At 43.4% G+C, this 20,553-nt stretch carries 14 protein-coding genes; 3 read left to right on the top strand and 11 right to left on the bottom strand.

Annotated elements, in window-relative coordinates; translation table 11 throughout:
• Positions 1 to 20: 20 nt before the first annotated feature.
• From C505_RS0100520 to C505_RS0100485, 8 genes are all read right to left on the bottom strand, one after another.
• Positions 21 to 1,199, bottom strand: coding sequence for a glucodextranase DOMON-like domain-containing protein (locus C505_RS0100520; RefSeq protein ID WP_018690638.1), 1,179 nt, complete (start codon positions 1,197 to 1,199; stop codon positions 21 to 23).
• Between the two features lie 87 nt (positions 1,200 to 1,286).
• The gene (locus tag C505_RS0100515; protein WP_018690637.1) at positions 1,287 to 3,311 is read right to left on the bottom strand and encodes a hypothetical protein; all 2,025 of its coding nucleotides are present in this window, start codon (positions 3,309 to 3,311) and stop codon (positions 1,287 to 1,289) included.
• Positions 3,312 to 3,397: 86 nt separating this feature from the next.
• On the bottom strand, positions 3,398 to 4,213 hold the full coding sequence (locus C505_RS0100510) for a glucodextranase DOMON-like domain-containing protein (protein ID WP_018690636.1): 816 nt from the start codon (positions 4,211 to 4,213) through the stop codon (positions 3,398 to 3,400).
• A 60-nt stretch (positions 4,214 to 4,273) separates the two neighbouring features.
• Positions 4,274 to 5,140, bottom strand: coding sequence for a sugar ABC transporter permease (locus C505_RS0100505; RefSeq protein ID WP_018690635.1), 867 nt, complete (start codon positions 5,138 to 5,140; stop codon positions 4,274 to 4,276).
• On the bottom strand, positions 5,137 to 7,053 hold the full coding sequence (locus C505_RS23315) for a carbohydrate ABC transporter permease (protein WP_018690634.1): 1,917 nt from the start codon (positions 7,051 to 7,053) through the stop codon (positions 5,137 to 5,139). Before C505_RS23315 ends, C505_RS0100505 begins: the two co-directional genes overlap by 4 nt.
• On the bottom strand, positions 7,053 to 8,282 hold the full coding sequence (locus C505_RS0100495) for an extracellular solute-binding protein (protein ID WP_018690633.1): 1,230 nt from the start codon (positions 8,280 to 8,282) through the stop codon (positions 7,053 to 7,055). The genes C505_RS23315 and C505_RS0100495 overlap by 1 nt, the downstream gene beginning before the upstream one ends.
• Positions 8,283 to 8,298: 16 nt before the next feature.
• Positions 8,299 to 9,510 carry an ABC transporter ATP-binding protein gene (locus C505_RS0100490; RefSeq protein ID WP_018690632.1) on the bottom strand — a complete coding sequence of 404 codons (1,212 nt, stop codon included), beginning with the start codon at positions 9,508 to 9,510 and terminating at the stop codon, positions 8,299 to 8,301.
• A 5-nt stretch (positions 9,511 to 9,515) separates the two neighbouring features.
• Positions 9,516 to 11,012, bottom strand: a complete 1,497-nt coding sequence (locus tag C505_RS0100485) for an alpha-amylase family glycosyl hydrolase (protein WP_018690631.1) — start codon at positions 11,010 to 11,012, stop codon at positions 9,516 to 9,518.
• A gap of 514 nt (positions 11,013 to 11,526) precedes the next feature.
• Between C505_RS0100485 and C505_RS23310 the strand changes: the two genes are divergently transcribed.
• The gene (locus tag C505_RS23310) at positions 11,527 to 13,038 is read left to right on the top strand and encodes a helix-turn-helix domain-containing protein (RefSeq protein ID WP_018690630.1); all 1,512 of its coding nucleotides are present in this window, start codon (positions 11,527 to 11,529) and stop codon (positions 13,036 to 13,038) included.
• Here the strand turns inward: C505_RS23310 and C505_RS20965 are convergent.
• A complete protein-coding gene (locus C505_RS20965; protein ID WP_018690629.1) occupies positions 13,035 to 13,967 on the bottom strand; it encodes an ABC transporter substrate-binding protein in 933 nt (310 codons plus the stop codon). The genes C505_RS23310 and C505_RS20965 overlap by 4 nt on opposite strands.
• A 280-nt stretch (positions 13,968 to 14,247) precedes the next feature.
• On the opposite strand from C505_RS20965, the gene C505_RS23305 reads away from it, so the two are divergent.
• The gene (locus C505_RS23305) at positions 14,248 to 16,452 is read left to right on the top strand and encodes an ABC transporter substrate-binding protein (RefSeq protein WP_018690628.1); all 2,205 of its coding nucleotides are present in this window, start codon (positions 14,248 to 14,250) and stop codon (positions 16,450 to 16,452) included.
• A 5-nt stretch (positions 16,453 to 16,457) separates the two neighbouring features.
• Here the strand turns inward: C505_RS23305 and C505_RS0100465 are convergent, their stop codons facing one another.
• Both C505_RS0100465 and C505_RS0100460 read right to left on the bottom strand, forming a co-directional pair.
• The gene (locus tag C505_RS0100465) at positions 16,458 to 17,396 is read right to left on the bottom strand and encodes an ABC transporter substrate-binding protein (protein WP_245556319.1); all 939 of its coding nucleotides are present in this window, start codon (positions 17,394 to 17,396) and stop codon (positions 16,458 to 16,460) included.
• 264 nt (positions 17,397 to 17,660) lie between these two features.
• On the bottom strand, positions 17,661 to 18,338 hold the full coding sequence (locus C505_RS0100460; RefSeq protein WP_018690626.1) for a hypothetical protein: 678 nt from the start codon (positions 18,336 to 18,338) through the stop codon (positions 17,661 to 17,663).
• Between the two features lie 176 nt (positions 18,339 to 18,514).
• On the opposite strand from C505_RS0100460, the gene C505_RS0100455 reads away from it, so the two are divergent.
• On the top strand, positions 18,515 to 20,545 hold the full coding sequence (locus C505_RS0100455; RefSeq protein WP_018690625.1) for a PAS domain-containing sensor histidine kinase: 2,031 nt from the start codon (positions 18,515 to 18,517) through the stop codon (positions 20,543 to 20,545).
• Positions 20,546 to 20,553 lie beyond the last annotated feature (8 nt).

The following is a 20,553-nucleotide window of genomic DNA, read 5'->3' as shown; positions in this document are numbered from 1 at the left end:
CCCCTGCATAGGCTGGCTTTTTATAGTTCGTTTAAAATGCGTTGCCGTAAATTGGTGTACTCGTCGTGACTAATTAACGCTTGATCTTTCAATGATTTTAACTGTTTTAATCGCTCAGCAATTGAAAGCGTTGCTTTTGAAGTCGTTTTCTTCTGCTGATTGGGCGCTTTCTCTTCGGCCTGTGTTTGATGATTTGCTGTACTGGCTGGACGAAAGGTTTCTTGAATGAGGACCTCGACCTCTGCAATTGTTTTTTGATGTTTTTCTTTCGTGGCTTTTGCTGCTGGTTTTGGTTGATACGTTTCGCCATTCAGACGAATACCGCCAATCGTTGCAAAGCGCTTATGATCAAATTGATTGAGCATTGTTTGTTGTGCACTTTGTGATTGACCGAGCACATCGATGACAGGGGACTGTGTTGGATCACCATGATGACCGACGCCAACTTCATTCCGTCCAGCGCTTTGCTTGACACCCATGGCATACATACGATCGTCATTCAACCCCGTATCAATATCTGCTGCTGTGAGGACCGCGGTGATCCCAATATCATCAAGCAGTGGGCCGATAAACTGTTTTGGAATGTAAAAATGAACTTTTTTTCCACTGACCTGAATTTTATGTGGAAAATAATAGAGCTTGTCTACAGCCTCGGAGACTTCTTCTTGTGCTTCTGTGAGGAGTTGTCCGAGGTATTTGCCATTTTCTTGATGAAAACGCTCATTGATTTGCTGGAGGTTAAATGACTTGAATTCTTTGCGTGCTAACTTTGGACGTGGTGTGAGGACAATCACTCGCTCCCAGGCAAACTCAGGTGCAATATTCACTTTTCGTCCTGGCAGCGCCATACGAAACCCATGCTCTGGATTGGCATCGAGATCAATATACAAGTCTAGGTTGAAGGTAAAAAAGCCGTGCTTAGCGAAGATATTCATCGGATCGCCACCCACATCGGATAAAAACAAGCTTGGATGAGTCGGCGCTTCTCGGAGTGTCAGCGTAAATTTATACTGGTTCTTTTTCTCTGAAATCTTTAGGTTGGTTATATCCAAAGAGCCTGCTGGGTAGGCATCATTATGCGGATAAATGAGTTGTCCACTGCCTTTATCATCAAACCTAGGGTCTGAAAAAACATGATCTTTGGCTTGGAGCGAAAAAGCGGTTGCAAGCGCGAGGAATAGGAGTTTGTTTTTGATCATAGTTTCACCTATACAACATGTGAAAAGTTATCATCCATGAAAACAAAGGCTGGATCAACCAGCCTTTGTTTCGTGTGCTAAACGCAATTAAAATTTCACTTTGACGAATGCTTTCATTCGATAGTGGCTAAAATCGACTTCGTCAGTTGAAATCGCGCCTAATGCTGTCTGGACTGAGTCACCCGTTGGGTGCATTTGGGTGACATGACCTTGCGCATCTACTGTGTAGAATTCAGGGTCATAGGTTCCTTCAATCCATTGTGCATTTAAGCCTAGTTCAGCGCCTGAAAGGAAGTAGTTCATCTCAACACCCAACTTGGTCTTTTGATGTTGCCCTGTCGCGTATTCGAGCCAACCTGCATCTGGCTGCGTGTCCCACTCTTCAGCTGTTGCAGGTTTTGCATTGACTGTTCCATCTTTTAAATCTAATCGATAGTGCTCAATAAAAATTCGAGTGTGGAGATCCTCGTGGAGTTGGTATCCAGCTGAAACAGTGTAGGTATCATATGAAGCTTCCCGATCATCGCCATTCGTATGAGCTACCTGACCATGATAAGCATCATGTAGGTACTTCTGAGCTGTGACGCGTTTGTCCTGATCGTTGATATGTTTATATTTTGCTTTAAAGTCGATACCTTCACCAATATCAAAAGTATGGCTCGCCTTCAATACATAGATTTGTGTATCGCGATCTTGATAAGCACCGTAAGGTGAACGGGTATCTCCACCGACGCCCCAATTATGGTTGTTATCTAAAACAGGATAAGCACAATTTGCTTTACTTTTTTCACCACATGCTTGCCAGTTCGTACTGTAATCAATATAAGTGAACTCTGCTGCAAGCTCCCATTCTGCGATTTCATATTTTGGAAGAATCGTGAGTCCACGCCAGCCAAGGACAGAATACGCAGCAGTTTCATCAAAGTCGGTAAAATCATTGTCGGCATTGATAGCAACGACTTGATGCGTTTCACCATCCCAGCCTCCGTAGCCGACACCAGCGTTTTGTGCACCATTTGCAACGTTTGTATTAAAGTTAGGTCGTGACCATTGCCATGTGCCATCAAAACCTTCCGTTGCAAGTACATCTTGCTCACGACGCGCAGCCATGATGGACTGATAGTCACTACCAATATCAAATAGTTCAAAAGAGATTGAAAAGTCTTCAACAAATACTTCGTCTAAATCGATATTGACCTTCCAAGCATTATCCGACGAGTCTTTCGATAGAATAGGAGACCATCGAGCGCAGGGCTGAATCGTGTCACAATTTCCAAACAGCAAGTTTTCGTTCACATCCAACTGAGAATGATAAAATGCAGCAGAAATGGAAGCATTGTCAATTCCATAATAACTGGATTTTATACCTGACACGAAGTTGTTATAACGCATCAGATCCGCTTGACCATCTCGAACATCATGATCATTTTTATCAATCTCATGATCGTCCACATAATCAATGATGGTTGTAAAGTGGAGAGAATTCATAGCCTGCCATCGGATCTGACCAACCCAGGCTGCGTCTTGTGCATGATACTCTCCAGTGTTAAAACCAGGGCCAGCCCACAACTTTGGTAGAGAAACTCGAGCGAAGTCCCACCGCAGTGTTTTATGGAGCGCGGAGCCTTGCAAGTGAATACCGGAGGCGTTATCTCGGTCGATATAACGAATTTTACCAACGGTGAATGGATCGAACATTCCCCAATCATTCGAACCAATCGTTGCGGAATCCAGCCAGTCATATCCAGGTGTTAAACGAACCCAAACACCACGAACTTTAAGATATTGTGCAGACACCGGATCGTTTTCGTCATCACCAAATCCACCATAGTTACTCCAGTAATTTTTACTGAAACGTCCTTTCAGGCGTCCGCCCATTTCGACTTGTTTGGAGACTTGAGAGCGAAACATGAGTTCGAATTCAATACCCTGACCTTGATCCCCACTACCGTTTTCTAAGTTGTTGTAAAGACCATTTTGGAGGCGGCGATCACCATCTAAGAATTTTGCATAAACACTGCCGAACCATTCGATGCCTTTTTGTTGTTGGGCGAGAGCTGGGAATGTCAGTGTGGATCCAATCAGGACCGCAATTGTTGTTTTTTGAAACATCTTTATTCCGTCCATACTTCCCCCGAAACAATCTTGAAGATCAAGTTGTTACGGGGACAAATTTCGTTTTTATTGTTTGTTGGAAATTAGAGGGCTTTGATCATCTCAACTTGCGCCATTTTCAGTGATTGACCTTCTTCCGAGCATTGGTAGGTGAGCTGTTTATGCTGGGCCGCGGCTTCTGACTTATCCCCTTTTGCCTGACCTGCGAGCATATCAATGACATGTGGATCGCAATCCATATCATGACCACCGCCAAAACGGTGTTGCCCTTCATATTCGTTGATACGGCGGGTTAAAAGGTCAGTTTTTGCAGGGAACCCTTCGTTGGATTGAACGACGACTTGATAGTGCCAGCTTTTCGGGGAGGAAGCTGCGATATCTTTTAAGTCGACTTTCGCTGAGATTTTTTTGCCTTTTCCTTTGGTTTTGTTGGGCACAATGATCGCATCTTTGAACTTTTCAGCTTTAATTTTTGCTTCACTGGTGACCCGTGATTTCTTCTGAGGGGATAAAATAACGACCTTATCCCAAGCATGTTTGGGATCAAAGTTGATATTCAACCCAGGCAAGCCTTGCGTAAAACCACTGCCAGGTTTGTTGTCAGTATCAATAAAGACAAAGACCATTTGTGTTGAAAAACCGCTTCCCATAGCCCATACATCTTCTAGTTTGCTATTCATTTTTACTTCAAACGTCCCTTTACCTCCGGATGTTTTCAGTTTGAATTCTCGCAAGTCGAAAGCGCCTGGTTTATAAATTGCTGCCGTTGGGTAGATAACCGCACCGTGACCGTTGTCATCTCCAGCAGGATCTTTCAAGGTCAATGTTTCTGCTTGTGCTGTATAAGCGCTGATGCTCAAAAGAGCAACCAAAGTTTTTGTCATTGTTTTCATTGTCATACTCTCTCTCATTTATCCTTTTACACATTAATCCTTCAATTCATTTCGCTTTCGATACAGTTACCCTTTGACGCTACCTGCGGTCAGCCCAGAGATCAGATACTTTTGCAGATAGAGGAATAACAGAACGACTGGAAGAGACACGATAATTGCACCCGCCGCAAAATAACCCCATTGGGAAGAAAATCCGCCTACGAAGAACTTTAAGCCAACAGGCGCGGTATACATGGCCTCATCTTCCATAAACAGGGATGCCAGAATGAATTCATTCCAGCTCGTCATAAAGGAAAATAGGGCGGTAATTGCAAGTGCCGGGCGTGCCAGTGGCAGGACGATCTTCCAGAAAATCGTTGCAGAAGATGCACCATCCATAATCGCTGACTCTTCTATTTCCTTGGGGATCGTGTCGAAATAGCCCTTCATCATCCAGACACAAAACGGAATCGCTGTAGTGGCATACACTAAAATCAAACCAAAATAACTATTCCCCAGCCCAAGCCACTTTGTCACGATGATATACAGTGGGATCAACATGAGAGTCCCAGGGAACATCTGCGAGACCAAAAACATCATCATCCCTGTTCTTCTCCCTGGAAAGCGAAAGCGGGAGAATGCATAAGCGGAAGTACACGCCAGAAAAACACCGAGGATGGTTGTCATGGCGGCGACAATCACACTGTTGAGCAACCAGTCAAAAAATGGCTGTTGGGTAAACAGGTCGACGAAGTTCTGGATACTGATTTGCTCTGGCCAGGGAAGAATCGCACGTAAGCGGTCCCAAGCAGTTGGGTCAGCCGGAATATTCGCAAAACTAATATTCTGTTCTCCAGAAAACGCAATGGAGAAGACCCAGAGAATTGGATAAATGGTCAGAAGACAAAAGCTGGTTAGGCCAACATGTAGACCAAAGTGCTTCGGTAACCTCATGCGTTAGCCTCCGTTGCTTTACTGACTTTGTTTTGGAAAATGCCGTAGATAAACAAGATGGCAAAGATCACAACAGAATAGGCTGCGGCATAAGCGTACTGATATTTTTCAAATCCAATTTTATAGGCTTGTGTCAGCAGGATTTCGTTACTGCCAGCAGGTTCGCCTTGGTTCACCAAATAAATGACGTTAAACATGTTGAATGTCCATACGACAGATAATATGACGGCAGGAATAATCGTTGGTTTGAGTGAGGGCAGGGTAATATAACGAAACTGTTGCCAGCGATTCGCGCCGTCGATTCTTGCCGCTTCATACATATCAGAAGAAATTGACTGAAGACCACCGAGTAGCACCACCATCATAAATGGGAAGCCAAGCCAGACATTCGTCATGAGCACTGTCATAAATGAGGAACCTACATTATCGAACCAAGCGACTGCGTTCCCTCCAAAAAGTTGGATCAGTTGATTCACAACTCCAAATTGCTGGTGGAACATGCCTTTCCAAATCAGGGCGGTGATGTAATTTGGGATTGCCCAAGGCAAAATCAGCAACACACGATAAATGGCTTTGCCTTTTAATCCTTCTGTATTGAGTGCGAGTGCCAGTATCAGGCCAATCAATACACTGAAAAAGACATTAGTGACTGTCCAGAAAATTGTGAACAATAGCGTCCAATAAAAGTTCTGATAATTCACCGACCACGCTTCACCATCCGCTGCGACCACATTAAAATCCCCGAGGATGCTGACATAATTACCAAAACCGATCCAACGTTCGCTGAGTGGTAGGCTTTCGTTAAACAGGTTGGTATCTGTGAAAGACAGCATGATCCCATATGCAAATGGAAAAAATACCAAAATAGTCATACCAATGATGGCTGGCATTGCGTAGCTATAGGCTTGTCTATGTTCTTTGAGTGTTGCGATAGTTCGGCTCGCAGCGCCACTGGCGATAAAAACAAGGAATAATAATGACAGGCCTCCAATGAGGACAAAGAAATTTCTGAGCTGTGTCATGGGCCTTGCCAAATAGTCCTGAATCGCATGTTGATTTAACGTCAGCTCCGGTGTGATCCACCCAAGTGGCCGTTCATAAATATCAACCAATAAGGATTCCGCAGCAATTGCTCGGTCCTTCGTTTCGTGTTGGGCCAGAGATAACATATGTGATGCACTATCGATTGCTTGCTGTTCGAAACGATGAAAGGTGGAAATGCTGTAAAGTCCCACGACAAGAATAAAAAAGCTGCTGGCTGCAATCACTGTATAGCGACGTTTTTGAGGGATAAAAAGCAATGCGATAGCAAGCAGCCCGAGACCTGTTCCGACATAAGCCAAAAATTGAATATCAGATTTGGGTGGTTTTGGCCGTTCTATTTTCAGGACTAAAGCTGCACTGACTTTATTTTTTAGATACAGTGGAAAAGCCAGTTGCAGTGTCTTCTCTTCCCAATTTGAAACGATATGTGCTTTCCGAAAGGTATTTTCTGTACGGTTTGTGCTGACATGTCTAGCCACGGATTTGGCTAAATCATATAAATATCGGGTGTCTTTGCTATAGCGTTTCGGCTGGAATTCACCGCTTTTTTGCATGATATCCGTATGAGCAACAATCCGTTTGGAGCGATACCCGGGCATCTTTTTTATCCCGGCAACGGTAATGGATTGAATACCTACATGTGTTTCGAGCCATTTTACGAGTAACGGCTGAAGGTTTTTCTTTTCCTGGATATGCTGGCTGATCATTGGTCCAAGGACTTGACCTTGAATGGACCACTGCTGTATCTGTTGTTTGGCAAACTGCTGCTGTCGGTACTCAGATGCAATCCACTGGCTGAAGAAGAGTGACACGAGCAAAGCAACAGCAAGCCCGAAAAGGGCCTGCTTGCTGAGCGGTTGACGAAGCATTACTGAGACTTCCTTAACACTTGAATATCTTTCAGGGCAAACTGCTGTGCCTGATCCATTGCTTTGTCAATCGTTGTTGTTTTTTTCACGATTTTGTTTAAGGCGGTCGGTGTATGAGACCAGACGATTGTCATCTCAGCACGGTTTGGCATTGGTGTTGCTGTTTTCATTTGGTCGTAAAACCCTTTTAATATTGGGTTGTTCAGTACACGTATATCTTCATAGACGGTTCGATTTGCTGGGAGCTGCCCGCCTTCAAGCGCCATGGTCAGCCCGACATCTTTTGTGGTGAGATATTGGATAAAATTAAAGGCTTTTTCCTGATACTTGGACTTTGTAGAAATATAAGCGCCTTCAACCGATAACCAAGGTTCCATTGGTTTCCCTGTTTTTGTAATGGTTGGGAGTGGGGCAATGCCCACATCAATATCATCTTTCACTTCACCCAAGAACCAAGGGCCAGAAATGACCATCGCAGCTTTGCTTTTGTTGAACAGGGAAGTAATCAATGCATCAGAAGGTTCTTCCGGTAAAAATTGTCCATTTTCGTACCAATCCATCATGTAAGACAGGGATGCTTTGTTTTCTTTGCTGTTAAGGACAGGGTTGGACTTCTCGTCAAATACACGACCGCCAAAAGCATTCATGATAGGGACATGAAAGTAAAACTTATTGTACTTATATGCTAAACCAAATTGCCCAGCGGCTTTGTTCGTATGCTTTTTGGCAAGTGTGATTAACTCTTTATCTGTTTTCGGGGGTGTTTTTATCAGTTTTTTGTTGTAAATCAGCGCCGTACTTTTAAAGTTGAGTGGAATACCATAAATTGTATCTTGATAGGTGAGGGCGCTGACTAACTTTTCATCCACATTTTCGAGTGTTTCATCTTCTATAAAAAAGTCGATGGATTGAATGATCCCAGACTCAATCCAGCCGCCTAAACGATCTTGGGAAAAAATAAACACATCCGGCCCTTTGCCACGGGGCACTGCGGCTGTAATTTTATCTGCATAAGCATCATGTGGGACAGCAAGGGGTTTAATTTTGACCCCTTTACCAGCCATATCTTGGTTATATTGTTGGACGACTTTCTCAAGGGACGATTTTTCAGCACCGCGATAGGAATGCCAAAGTATCAGTTGATCGTCTGCTGCTTGCAAAACAGCGCTGAAGGCCATCATTGAGAGACTCAAAGCAAGGGTTGTTTTTTTGAATGATTTTTGCAACATGATGTATCTCCTTAAATTAATTGCCTTGGCTTTCAAGACTGAGGACATAATTTTGTTTTGCGGTCGGGCTTTCTTGTTCTTGGGATGTTTGAGAATCAAAACGAGATTCTGGAAGACGGTGCTCCGTATTCGGGTCGAATAAATGGATGGCTCGGGTATCGAATGTAACTTCGTAGTGTTCGCCGAGAAGCCCCATCGTTGGACTGTTTTTAGGTTTGATTTTGGCGAGGATTTTATCGCCAGAGCCGGGCTTGTTTCCGTCACAAATTAAATGGACAATTGCTTCGTGACCAAGGGTTTCGACCATCTCTAGTTTGCCAAAGATATGGGCAGGGACATCCCAATCATCATGTTCATGGAGTAAACCGATTTTTTCTGGACGGATCCCCAGGATCACTTCACCACCATCAAACTTTTCTGTTGCTTCTCGCCACCGTGATGGTGTTTTGATCTGAAAGGATGCGTGTGTCAGGGTTTTTCCATGATCGGAGACTTTGACTTTCATTAAATTCATCGGTGGAGTGCCGATAAAGCCTGCAACAAACGTATTTTTTGGGAAATTGTACAGTTCCATAGGCGAGCCGAACTGCATGATATGCCCTTTGTTGAGCACTGCGATTTTATCCCCCATGGTCATTGCTTCAATTTGATCATGGGTGACATAGATCGAAGTGGTTTTAAGCTGACGGTGGAGCTTGCTGATTTCGGCACGCATCTGCACGCGCAACTCTGCATCCAAGTTAGACAATGGTTCATCGAAAAGGAACACACTCGGATTGCGAACAATCGCTCTGCCCAGTGCAACACGTTGTCTCTGTCCACCAGAAAGTGCTTTGGGCTTTCTTTCTAATAATTGAGAGAGGCCCAGCGGTTCAGCAACTTCTTCAACTTTTTTGTCGATCTCTGCCTGTGGCATTTTTCTGATTTTAAGACCAAACCCGATATTTTCACGCACAGTCATGTGTGGGTAGAGCGCATAACTTTGGAAGACCATTGCGAGATCACGGTCTTTTGGGGCAAGATCGTTTGCACGAACATCGCCAATCATAAGATCACCGTCCGTGATACTTTCCAGGCCTGCGATCATTCTTAGTGTGGTTGATTTACCACACCCTGAAGGGCCGACAAGAACAACGAACTCACCTTGTTCAATGGTCATATTTAAATCTTCAATGACGGAGACGTCTTCGTATCGTTTACTGACGTTCTTAAATTCAATACTTTTCATAATAATTATCCAGAAACTGCTTTCGCTGGCGTAATGATCTGAAAGCCAAGCGCTGGGATCGAAAGCGTGAGCTGATTTTCTTGAAATTGAATCTGTGTTTGGGTCACGGCATCCATTGCTTGTGCTTGCCAGGTTGCTGGTGCTGGAAGCGTGACAGAAATGGCTTGGCCGCGATTTGCAACCACCCAAACGGTCTCTTTTTGCCAGGTTCTGGCGAAAATAAGGAGATCACCTTGGCTATAAACTTCCTGATAGCGGCCGCGAGACAGCGCCTTATGAGACTTTCTTGTCTGAATGAGTTGTTGATAGTATTGGCGCATGGACTCATCGCGATGTACGCCTTTACCGGGAAGGATATCCTTTTCCCCCCAAGGCATATTTGTGCGATTGTATGGCCATTCACCTATCTTTCTACCGACTTCTTCGCCATAGAAAATCATCGGAATACCAACGGTTGATAGTTGAAGACCTGCGGCAAGACGAAACTTCTCTTTATCGTCCTTCAGTTGAACAAGTCCGCCTGTGACATCATGGCTCGATAGGTATTGAGATAAATGATATCCGGAACGGACTCTGTGGCGCTTTTTGAGGTATCGGCTGTAGGCGACAGTTCGGCCACGGCCTTCAACCCATGAGAGGGTATTGCCTTGAAAAGAGAAATCAAAGCCAGCATCCATTTCATCGGATCGAAACCAAGGGTCCAGGTTACGATAATTGCCGCCCCAGACTTCACCGAGTAGAAAAAAGTCATTGCCCATTGTATTTCGGGTGGCTTTCCGGTGAGCTTGCCAAAACGCATGGTCAACATGCTTGACTGTATCGAGTCGGAATCCATCAACGCCAGCAGCCTTTGCATGCTTCAATTGTTGTTCAATGAGGTAGTCCGCGACGTGGGGTATTTCGGTACGAAAATCCGGTAGGCCGCTTAAACACTTTGTGATGGCATCTTCACCACAATGGTTGGCGAGTCTGACCCAGTGTCTTTGGTCAGGCCTCATGGCGTATGAAGACGCATAACCTGGGTGATTATAGACAACGTCCAAAAGTACCTTGATACCATGCCGGTGTGCTAAATCAACCAGTTCTTTCAGCTCATCGGCGTGACCAAAGCGTTCATCAATTTTACTGAAATCCTCAGCCCAGTATCCATGATAAGCGTAATCTTCGAATCCAGCACCTGTGACTGGCCCTGGGATATTTTTCACTAAAGGATTGAGCCAGATAGTGGTGACTCCTAGTGACGCAATCTCATCAAAGTTGTCGATGACTCCTTGGAGATCACCACCGTGAAAGTGGCCCTTTTTTTGGATGTCGACCTTTTCATTATTCCCTGAATCACCATCAGCAAAACGATCAACCAGCACAAAATAAATGATATCGTCCGGCCACGCTTGCTTCGTGACGGGCGGTTTCTCTACCTGGCTACAGCCATTCAAAATACATAAGGCTGCTGCTGTTGAACAAATTCTGCGAATTGTCGGTGTGATCGCTTGGAACATCATCGCTTGTTGTATCCTCATCATAAATATGCAGGGACATCAATCCTGAGATTTCGCATACCTATTCCGGATTAAAAAATTGAAAAAGCCGAGTGTGCGAAAGCGTCAAGAGGTTGCCACCTAAGAGCCTGTTTACTTTTTCGTAAACCCTCAAAATGATGAAAGATCAACAGGCTCTATATGATTCCCTGGCAGTTTAATCGTGCTTGGCATGTCATTCATTGTCGAAAGGCGACATTTATCATGTTGGTTTACGCAATTAGGTTGACACACCAAATGTTTAATTTTTTTAATTACTTCTTTTAAAACACTGGGTTATACGAGAGTTTTTGTGAAAATTCAGTGGTGCAGGTTTTCACGATGATCATTGCTTTAATGTGACGTAAGTTATCATGGATCCAAACGCTCGCCAATGACTGCTATTTCAATCAGATCGACTTTTTATTTCAATCAAACGATAGGCCATGTAAACTCTTTTTTGATTTCAGACCAATTGATTCGAAGAAGTACTATCAGAATGAAATACCCGCTTGAGTCAGCTTGTATCCAACACCTTGAATCTATCCATACCCTGATCCAGGATAATCGATTTCCACTACAAGGTGGTGGTGATTATCATGTTATCCAAGGACTTCGTCTTTTGGATTATCTCTTAATTTCAGCGCCGACCTTCCGTCGAGGGATTGGTCGATGGGCACGTCATATCGCTCTGATGATGTTTCATGTGAAAGTCCAATTGCATGAGTCGAGCAATGAATTCAGTATCACACTTCAGGCGCCTGGCATTGATGGCGAAATCATTGAGCACCTCCTGTTGTGGTTGTACCATCGCCAAAAAGGCTTTCATTCGCAGGAATTTACGGCAAACCGAATCGAGCATCAACACAAAGCGCACTGGATCTCCGCCGATCAGGTCAAACGGAGTTGGGGGAAAAATGAAGATCGTATTATCGTCGATGTTCGTGTGTTGGATTGTACGTATCAATATGTGCTGCCGAATATCAGTTCGATTATCAAATCCTATGGAACGCACTTGGTGAAAGAGTTGGAAGGAAGTCGTCATCCTGTCGAGTTACTGAAAAAAGAAATGATCCGAAAGTTGCCCCAAGTGCCCACGTTGAATGATACAGCAATGGCTATGAATGTAAGTCCTCGCTCACTTCAGCGCACTTTGCAATTCTACCATACAAGCTTTCGAAGCTTACTCAATCAAGCGCGCCACTTTATGGCGCTTCGATTACTGGCGAATCAACAAATCAGTGCTCATGAAGTGGCACTTGCTCTTGGATTTAAGGAACAAAGTAGCTTCTATAAAGCTTTCAAGGAGTGGCATGGATGTACACCCGGCGAATATCGCCGTTTGATTCGTCAGGGTGCGCTCAAGGCGACAAATGAAGTTGAGTTGTTAGCAGCTTACAATTTCGAAGGGCGACAGAAACAACAATTTGCAAAAGAAAAACAAGTCACAATCCTTGTTGAAAATCTTGCTTTTTCAAAAACAGTCAATGTGCTTTGTGAAGATGAGGATGGGATCTGGCGAGAATATCCAGCAACGTTTAGCAGAATGGCTGATGAAGGAAGAGAAATATGGGCTACTGGCAATTTACCTGTATCAGAACCGTTTCGATTTGAAATTCGTTACCGGGTCTCAGGGCAGGAATTTGTGGATGATAACCATGGACAGCGTTATCAATTGAAACAAAGCGATGGCGTTTTACTTGCTGCACTGCCTGTTTATAACTATTTTTTCCATCGCATGCTGTTACCGACAGTGGGTGAGTCAATCATCGGCTGCTGCCATGTAAGCGCAGATATTCATGCAGATAAGGTTCGTATCCATTATTCCCATGATGATTGGAAAACGAAAGCATTTATTGATGCACAGCAGATGGATAGCCACGATGAGGCAAAGACAACAACATGGCATTATCAGTTTCCTGTCTCAGGAAATGCAGCCTTTTATATCGAAGCGTTCAATGGCGAACATCGCTTCTTTGACAATAATTTTGGTCATGACTTTCTCGCTTAAACGCCAACACGACATTGCTTTGGGATCCAGTGTTGTGCGGATGGAAACTTTTTCAACCATGTGGATGCAGCTTGCTCTTCAGACATGCCATCCGTATCAACTAGTGCTGCTGCTTCAGAGATCATTTCACTGTTCATCGACATGTTTTTGAGTAAGTCATAAGCGCAGGGCCAGAGTGTTTTAATTTCAGGCCATGCCGCTTTTTTTAACCAGCCATTTTTAGGGGAGCCGCAATCATGAATATGTTTTGGATTGACACCCCAACTCGGCTTACTTTTACAGTCTGGATGATAAGTTGGGAACTCGATAAAATTGCCCGAGAGCCGTGTTTGGGTCCAATTGGGCGTCCAGTTTAAGAGTACGATTGGCTTTTGGGCTTCTTGGGCGCTTGAAAGTCGTTTCCAGAGGACTTGATCGCTTTTTACCCGCTCGATGGTAAAGTTAAGCTGGAGGGCTCGGATACGGTCAGGATGATTATATAACCAATTCCCAGTCAAAAATACACCTTTATTCCCTGACGTTGGCGTACGAAAAAGGGCAGCGCATTTTTTGAGTGCTTGCCAATCAGGGAGTCCTGGACAGACTTTTTCAACATATTTTGGATACCACCATTCTTCTCTTGTTTTCGCTGCATGATCACCAAGATCCAAAATATGCCCTGCTTCAACCAAGGTTTGAAAAGAGCTGAGAGCAAAGGATTGCCATACTTCGACTTGAAAATGGACAACACCACTTTTTAATCCTCCCCATTGGTCTGAAGTGAGTATATCTTGATACCTGACAGGGATGTCCATTTGTTGAATCAATTTTCCGGTTACTTTTGAGAGAACACGTTGGCTAGACCAATCATTGAGAGCAATGACGAAAGCGTCAGGTGTACTTTTTGCACTAAAAGCTGCAAGCCAAAGAGCCAAGAAAGTGAGCTTCATACATATTTTATTCAGTGAATGTGTCTCATGAGTATAGCCTTATCATTTTTAATAAAAGCGACAAGTGAGATTTATCGATGTGAAAATGAAAACAAGAAAGATCAATCGCGATTCGATAAGCAAGCTCCATGATACTTTCTGCTATGATAAAAATGTTTGCCCTTTGCTTTATCAATTTGTCTGAATGTCGAGATCTATACCTCAATTATTATGGTCAGTTTTACTTTTTTTCTGTGCACATGTATTTAGCGCGGAGCCTGTGGTTTTACATCTAAAATGGATGCACCAGTTTCAATTTGCTGGGTATTATGCAGCGAAAGAAAAAGGCTTCTTTCAAAAAGCTGGTTTTGATGTCACGATCCAACAGCGTAATATTCAATCGACGCCTGTTGAAGAAGTCATCAGTGGGAGAGCACACTTTGGTGTTGCCGACTCAAGTATTGTCTTGCAACGATTAAAGGGCGATCCCGTTGTCGTTATCAGCACAATTTTTCAAACCAGCCCACTCGTATTTATGAGTCTAAAAGAGAAAGGTATTAAAAGCCCTTATGATTTGGCTGGGAAGCGGCTGATGTTTCAACGCTCCATTGATGATGCTTCTTTAATGGCGATGCTGCAAATGTTTCATTTGAAAGAAGAGAACTATGAGTTTATTCCGCATAACTTTGATAACTGGGCGTTGGAAAAAGAAACCGCAGATGTAATGTCTGCGTATCTGACTGACCAGCCAAACCTATACCAGTACAAGAATATTGAAGTCAATATCATCGATCCAACCAGTTATGGAATAGATTTTTATGGTGATCTTTTATTTGCGCATCAAGATGATGTTCAATCGGATGTCGAGCGGATCCAACGATTTGTCAATGCCGTTCATTTAGGCTGGCAGTATGCGCTGAATCACCCTGAAGAGATAGCGACACTCATACTCGATAAATATAATCCCGAGCAGACGCTGACCAAATCACAATTACTCGCCGAGGCCAATAGTACGAAACAAATTATCAAATACGGTCAAGTGAAACTTGGGACAATTTATCCAATGCGATTCTACCGAATTGCAGATACCTACAAAGAGCTTGGGCTGATAGAAGAAAATAAAGTCCTCAGTGGTCTCTTGTTATCCGACTACGAACAGGCGTTGTTTAAGGTTGATCGTCGATTATTCTATGTACTTGTGACAGTGGCATTGGCTGCTTTTGTTTTTACAGCTTCTCAGGTTTGGTTCAATCGCCGGTTAAAGCGCGTTGTTACAGAGAAAACTGAGGCATTAACGCTTGCAAATGCTGCACTAAGCAATAATTTGAGCTTGGTTGAAACGATGAATGATGAGCTAAAAGAAGCTAAGAAATTGGCAGAGCAAGCGAATGAGGCAAAGTCATCTTTTCTTGCCAATATGAGTCATGAACTCCGGACACCGATGAATGGCGTACTCGGAACCCTTCAGATTTTGCAGCAGACCATCATTTCACCGGAAAAAAAGCTCATCATTTCTAAAACACTGTTTTCTGCACGATCACTGCTGACAATTGTGAATGACATTTTGGATTATTCGAAGATTGAGGCAGGAATGCTTTCGATCGAAAGCGTGCAGTTTCGATTTGATGAACTCGTTCAGCAAGTCATGTCTGATATGGCTTCAATCGTTGAAAGTAAGGAAATCGAGCTGCGTTATATTCAGGATGAATTGTACGAAGAAGGCTGGATCGGTGACCCGGTGCGGATCAAGCAGGTTCTCCTCAACTTGGTCTCCAATGCTGTGAAGTTTACCCATGAAGGCCAAGTGACAATTTATGTAAAGAGCCGAATGGTGATTGGTGAAGGAGTTCAGCTCAGTTTTAGTGTAGAAGATACAGGGATTGGTATGAGCGAAGAACATCTGAAAAGGTTGTTTTCAAGGTTTGAGCAGGCTGATTCATCCACAACCAGAAAATATGGAGGCACGGGACTCGGAATGGCGATCACAAAAAATCTAGTCGAGATGATGGGGGGAAATATTTCAGTTTTCAGTTGTCCAGGGCAAGGAACGCAAATGGATGTCAACTTACCTTTAGAATCAGTAGATGTGCAGCCCATTGAGAAAAGAGGTGGGGGAACGCTACTTGAACCGCCAAATTTAGAAGGGAAAGTGATCGTTTTGGCTGAAGATAATGAAGTTAACCAGATGGTTTTTGATGCGATGATGTCAGCAACGAATGCGACAGTGAGAATTGCAAGTCATGGAAAGCAAGCATTGGAATTTATTGAAGCTTACAAGCCAGATTTGATTTTTCTAGATATTCAAATGCCGGTGATGGATGGATGTGAAGCGATGCGGCATATCCAAAAGCGTTGGCCAGGCATACCCGTGGTGGCATTAACCGCGAATGTGATGGTAGAAGATATTCGCCATTATAAAGAGGTGGGCTTTCATTCGCATTTAGGAAAGCCAATTGAGATGAAATTACTTTATGAAATATGTGAAGCGTATTTAGGTCGTGTATAGCAAAATCATTGATAATCAACCAAACAGTCTTTCGGCAGCCAGGCTTGCGACTCAGGAAACTTCTTGAGCCATTGAGACACCGCTTGCTCTTCACTCATGCCGTCCCCATCAACAAATGCTGCTGCTTCTGAAATCATGGCATTTGTGAACTCCATCCTGAGTACAAAACGATAAGCACAAGGCCAAAGCTTTTTCACGTATGGCCAGGATGCCTTTTTGAGCCAGCCATTTTTCGGATTACCGCAATCATAAAGTTGTTTTTTATTGACGCCCCACTGTGGGTCCGTTTCACATTTTGGATGAAATTCTGGAAACTCTACGAACTTTCCTGGGTAGCGTGCTTGGATCCAATTCGGTGTCCAGTTGAGTAGTAAAATAGGTTTTTTTTGTTTGACGGCTGTATCGAGCCGTTTCCACATTGCCTTATCATCCTTGAGGCGTTCAATGGTAAAATTGAGTCCGAGTGCTCGTATCCGATCGGCATCTTTGTATAGCCATGGACCGGTGACATACACGCCTTTGTCACCGGATACTGATGTTTTAAAGATGGCAGAACAGTGTTTTAAGGCTTGCCAGTCAGGCAGCCCAGGGCACATCGCTTCTACATGCTCTGGATACCACCATTCTTCTCGTGTCTTCGCTTGGTGTTCTCCTAGATCGAGCACGTGCCCAGAATTAACCAGCGGACTCCACGAGCTTAAGGTAGAAGATTGCCAAATCTCAATTTGCAAATGAACAAAACCGCTTTTCAGCCCGCCCCATTGATCTTTGGTTTTGATATCTTGAAACTCGACTGGAATGTCCATTCTTTGGAGTAGTTTGCCAGTGACACGGGATAATACACGCTGGCTGGACCAATCGTTCAGAGCGATGACAAGTGCATCGGGTGTTTTTCCATGGGATGCGAATGCTATCCATACAGTCAATAGCAACAGGTATTTCAAGAGAACTCAAACAATAAAACCACGGGTTTCAATAGTATAGATAATCTTTCGCAAACCAGAAAATTCTGGTATTTCACAGGAATACCCCACTTTTCTTTGTTAAGCACTGATTATTTGGTGTAAATCCTCTTTATTCAGGTTAATAAAAGAAACATGAAAAGGATCTCGCGACACTTTCAGCGATCGGCTCATTGAGAAATCGCTTTCAGGCTTCACAAGAGTTCACTTGGTTCACCTGAAATAAATTTGAACAACAAGTTGTGATTAAAAATAATAACCGATGCCAATGGTGAGTACAGGGTAGAGGTCAAACTCATTGAGATCATTTTGGACATTCTGTTCTTCTTTTTTCAAATCAGATTTGAACTCATCTGTATCCACAGAAGTGCCAGTCGCAGTAAATTTTACTCGGGGTTCTCCAGAGAATAAAACGCCAAGTTCAAAGTTAAATGCAAAGCCAATGGTTTCCGGGGTTTTGCTCCATCCGAGTCCAATGTAAGGCGCTGTACTGTCAAAGTCCATGCTGCCTCTGAGCGAGGTCACTTCTGTGTTGGTATATGTTTTATCACCAATCTTATATTCCGAAGCCAATTTTGCCTTGGCGGAAATCTCGTTGCCATTGTTATAAATTCCAGCAGCGATGAAGAACATTCCTTCAAATGGATGATAGTTGGCAATCACGCCAAAATTATCCCAATCCAGATCAAATTCGTAATCAATATCACTTTCTTTTTGGTCGGTATCAAACCCAAAAGTATTGTAATTCAGGCGCACTTTAAAATATTTGTTGATCGATGCGGTACCTTCCAAACCGATACCAAGTGTACCGAGCTTTCCTCCGACACCCCAGGTGGTCTCTGCGAATGCAGGCTGTAGCCAGAATAAACTCAAGGTGAGCGTCAATAGAATCGTGAAACGGTGAATCATTTTTATCGAGCGCATATTTGTGTTTCCTGAAGTTGTTTCCACTGCGGCAACATTGATTGTAGGTATAACGTTAAATGAAAACAAATGGAGGCTTCGACAAAATTATTTACGAACAAAAATGGAGTGGTGATGATTCTTAGGCCATTATTAAGCAATAAGTTTGAATCAATGTATTCTATTTCGGTACGCCTATGAACTGGAACCCAGCGAACAGTGTTCTTGGAACCAGATTATTAAAAGCCATACTTTTGTTCAGCTCTCTGATCACGCTTATTATGACTGCGGTGGTTCTTTTTGCAGATTATCGTCGTGATATTGCTGAAGTTGAATCTGGCTTAGATCAGATAAAGGCGAGTTATTCCGATAGTCTGTCGCTTGGGATCTGGAGTTATGACACGTCTCAAATTGATAGTATTTTAAAAGGCATTTTAAACTTTCCTGCTGTTGAGTATGTGACGTTAATTTCGGAAGAAGCAGAATATAAACAAGGAAAAATCCCCGATGGAAAGGCATTTCAGGTTGAAACATTTCCGTTGACCAAAACTCGTGATGGGATCCAATACAAGCTGGGCGAAGTTCATGTTGCGCTGAACTACGAAAAAATTTATGACCAATTAAAAAGTAAAGGCTTTTATATTCTTGGTACGCAATTCTTGAAAACGGTGATTGTGTCTTTATTCATCCTATTTATGGTCCACCAATTGATCACCCGTCATCTTGTTGATCTCTCAAAATATGCAGAAGTATTGGGACCGGAAAACTTGTCAGGCCGATTCAGTTTAAAACGAAATGATAGTACGAAAGATGAGTTATCAACCGTTGTAAAATCGTTAGATGAGTTAAGAGTACGACTCTCAGAAGATATGCAAAAAAGGCTGGAAGCAGAAACTCGACTGTTGGAAAGTGAAGCTCGACTGAATGTCGCTTTGCAAGCAGCAGAGTTAGGTTTGTTAGAGTTTAAGGGAATGAATGAAGACCCATTCATGAACAGCCATTTTATTCTTCAAGTGCAAGGAAATGAACTGGATCCTTTGAAGCAAATCGCACACGGATGGTTTAGTAAAATGGACATGAATGAACGTGTGGATTTGAAGCAGTCTATTGAGGATCTGAAGTCGGGTGGGGTCTCTCGGTTTACCAAGGATATTCGGATTGAAAATGAAGATGGTTCTTCAACATTCTTTACCGTGATGGCGGTGAGTCGTGAAGTCCGTGGCCAGGAAGAAAATAATGTTCTCATGGCTTTTTTGGATATCTCAGAGTCGATTCAGATCCGGAACCAGATCAATCAAATCAACGAATCTCTGCAACGACAAGTTGAGGATAAATCAGAACAGCTGACGGTCTCGCAAAAGAACTTACAAATGACTTTGGACAGGCTTTCGAATACGATTGATGAGATGAAAGGGATGCAGAACAAGCTTGTCATGAATGAAAAAATGGCAGCCGTTGGTAAATTAGTTGCGGGCCTTGCCCATGAAATGAATACGCCTTTAGGAAACTGTTTAACGTCGATTTCAGGCGTTCAAACGCTTGTTGCGCAACTTCAGGAAGTGCTGGCGAGTAAATCCGTTAAAAAGTCAGAAATGGAACGAATTGTCAAAACTGTGACAGAGTATACGGACATCTCTTTGGCAAATATTAATCGTGCCTCAGAACTCGTTAGAACCTTCAAAGAGCTATCAACAGATGATAGTGGAGAGGACCTCGGTGAGTTCGATATCACGGCAAATATTAGAGACTTGGTTGGCACTTACCAAAATACCTGCCGCAATAAGTATATTCGCATTCAATTGGAGCTTCCTGATGAACTCTCAGTCATCACATTTCGAGAGCCCCTCAATCGCGTGCTCAGCCACTTACTGGAAAATGTGATCGCCCATGCTTTTGATAAAGACACACAAATGACTCGGACGGGAGAAGAAAAACGTCTCACGATTGGGCTATCAGCAATCAGCAATCATATCCGCATTACGGTCAGTGACAATGGCCATGGCATACCAGAAGATGAAGAAGGAAGCTTGTTTGAAGCGTTCCATACCACAAATCGCATGCAGGGAGGGATCGGGCTGGGTTTGTATATTTGCTATAACCTGACAACACAGGTGCTGAAAGGGCAAATTGACTATAAAACCAAGCAAGGTGAAGGAACAACCTTTACTCTTGAGATCCCAAGGGAACTAGAATCCAGTATTGCAGCTGAGGCAGAAGCTTCATCCTGAGGTTTTTT

This window comes from Algicola sagamiensis DSM 14643, from assembly GCF_000374485.1.
Classification (GTDB): domain Bacteria; phylum Pseudomonadota; class Gammaproteobacteria; order Enterobacterales; family Alteromonadaceae; genus Algicola; species Algicola sagamiensis.
The sequence above is the reverse complement of the archived record's forward strand: the minus strand, read 5'-3'. Positions and strand labels throughout refer to the sequence as shown.

What these genes read in the sequence shown, in the direction of transcription:
- C505_RS20965 (WP_018690629.1), bottom strand. Translation starts at nt 13,967, where the DNA reads ATGAAGCTCACTTTCTTGGCTCTTTGGCTTGCAGCTTTTAGTGCAAAA.
- C505_RS0100515 (WP_018690637.1), bottom strand. Translation starts at nt 3,311, where the DNA reads ATGTTTCAAAAAACAACAATTGCGGTCCTGATTGGATCCACACTGACA.
- C505_RS0100510 (WP_018690636.1), bottom strand. Translation starts at nt 4,213, where the DNA reads ATGACAATGAAAACAATGACAAAAACTTTGGTTGCTCTTTTGAGCATC.
- C505_RS0100505 (WP_018690635.1), bottom strand. Translation starts at nt 5,140, where the DNA reads ATGAGGTTACCGAAGCACTTTGGTCTACATGTTGGCCTAACCAGCTTT.
- C505_RS0100490 (WP_018690632.1), bottom strand. Translation starts at nt 9,510, where the DNA reads ATGAAAAGTATTGAATTTAAGAACGTCAGTAAACGATACGAAGACGTC.
- C505_RS0100460 (WP_018690626.1), bottom strand. Translation starts at nt 18,338, where the DNA reads ATGCGCTCGATAAAAATGATTCACCGTTTCACGATTCTATTGACGCTC.
- C505_RS0100495 (WP_018690633.1), bottom strand. Translation starts at nt 8,282, where the DNA reads ATGTTGCAAAAATCATTCAAAAAAACAACCCTTGCTTTGAGTCTCTCA.
- C505_RS23305 (WP_018690628.1), top strand. Translation starts at nt 14,248, where the DNA reads ATGCACCAGTTTCAATTTGCTGGGTATTATGCAGCGAAAGAAAAAGGC.
- C505_RS0100455 (WP_018690625.1), top strand. Translation starts at nt 18,515, where the DNA reads ATGAACTGGAACCCAGCGAACAGTGTTCTTGGAACCAGATTATTAAAA.
- C505_RS0100520 (WP_018690638.1), bottom strand. Translation starts at nt 1,199, where the DNA reads ATGATCAAAAACAAACTCCTATTCCTCGCGCTTGCAACCGCTTTTTCG.
- C505_RS0100485 (WP_018690631.1), bottom strand. Translation starts at nt 11,012, where the DNA reads ATGATGTTCCAAGCGATCACACCGACAATTCGCAGAATTTGTTCAACA.
- C505_RS23310 (WP_018690630.1), top strand. Translation starts at nt 11,527, where the DNA reads ATGAAATACCCGCTTGAGTCAGCTTGTATCCAACACCTTGAATCTATC.
- C505_RS23315 (WP_018690634.1), bottom strand. Translation starts at nt 7,053, where the DNA reads ATGCTTCGTCAACCGCTCAGCAAGCAGGCCCTTTTCGGGCTTGCTGTT.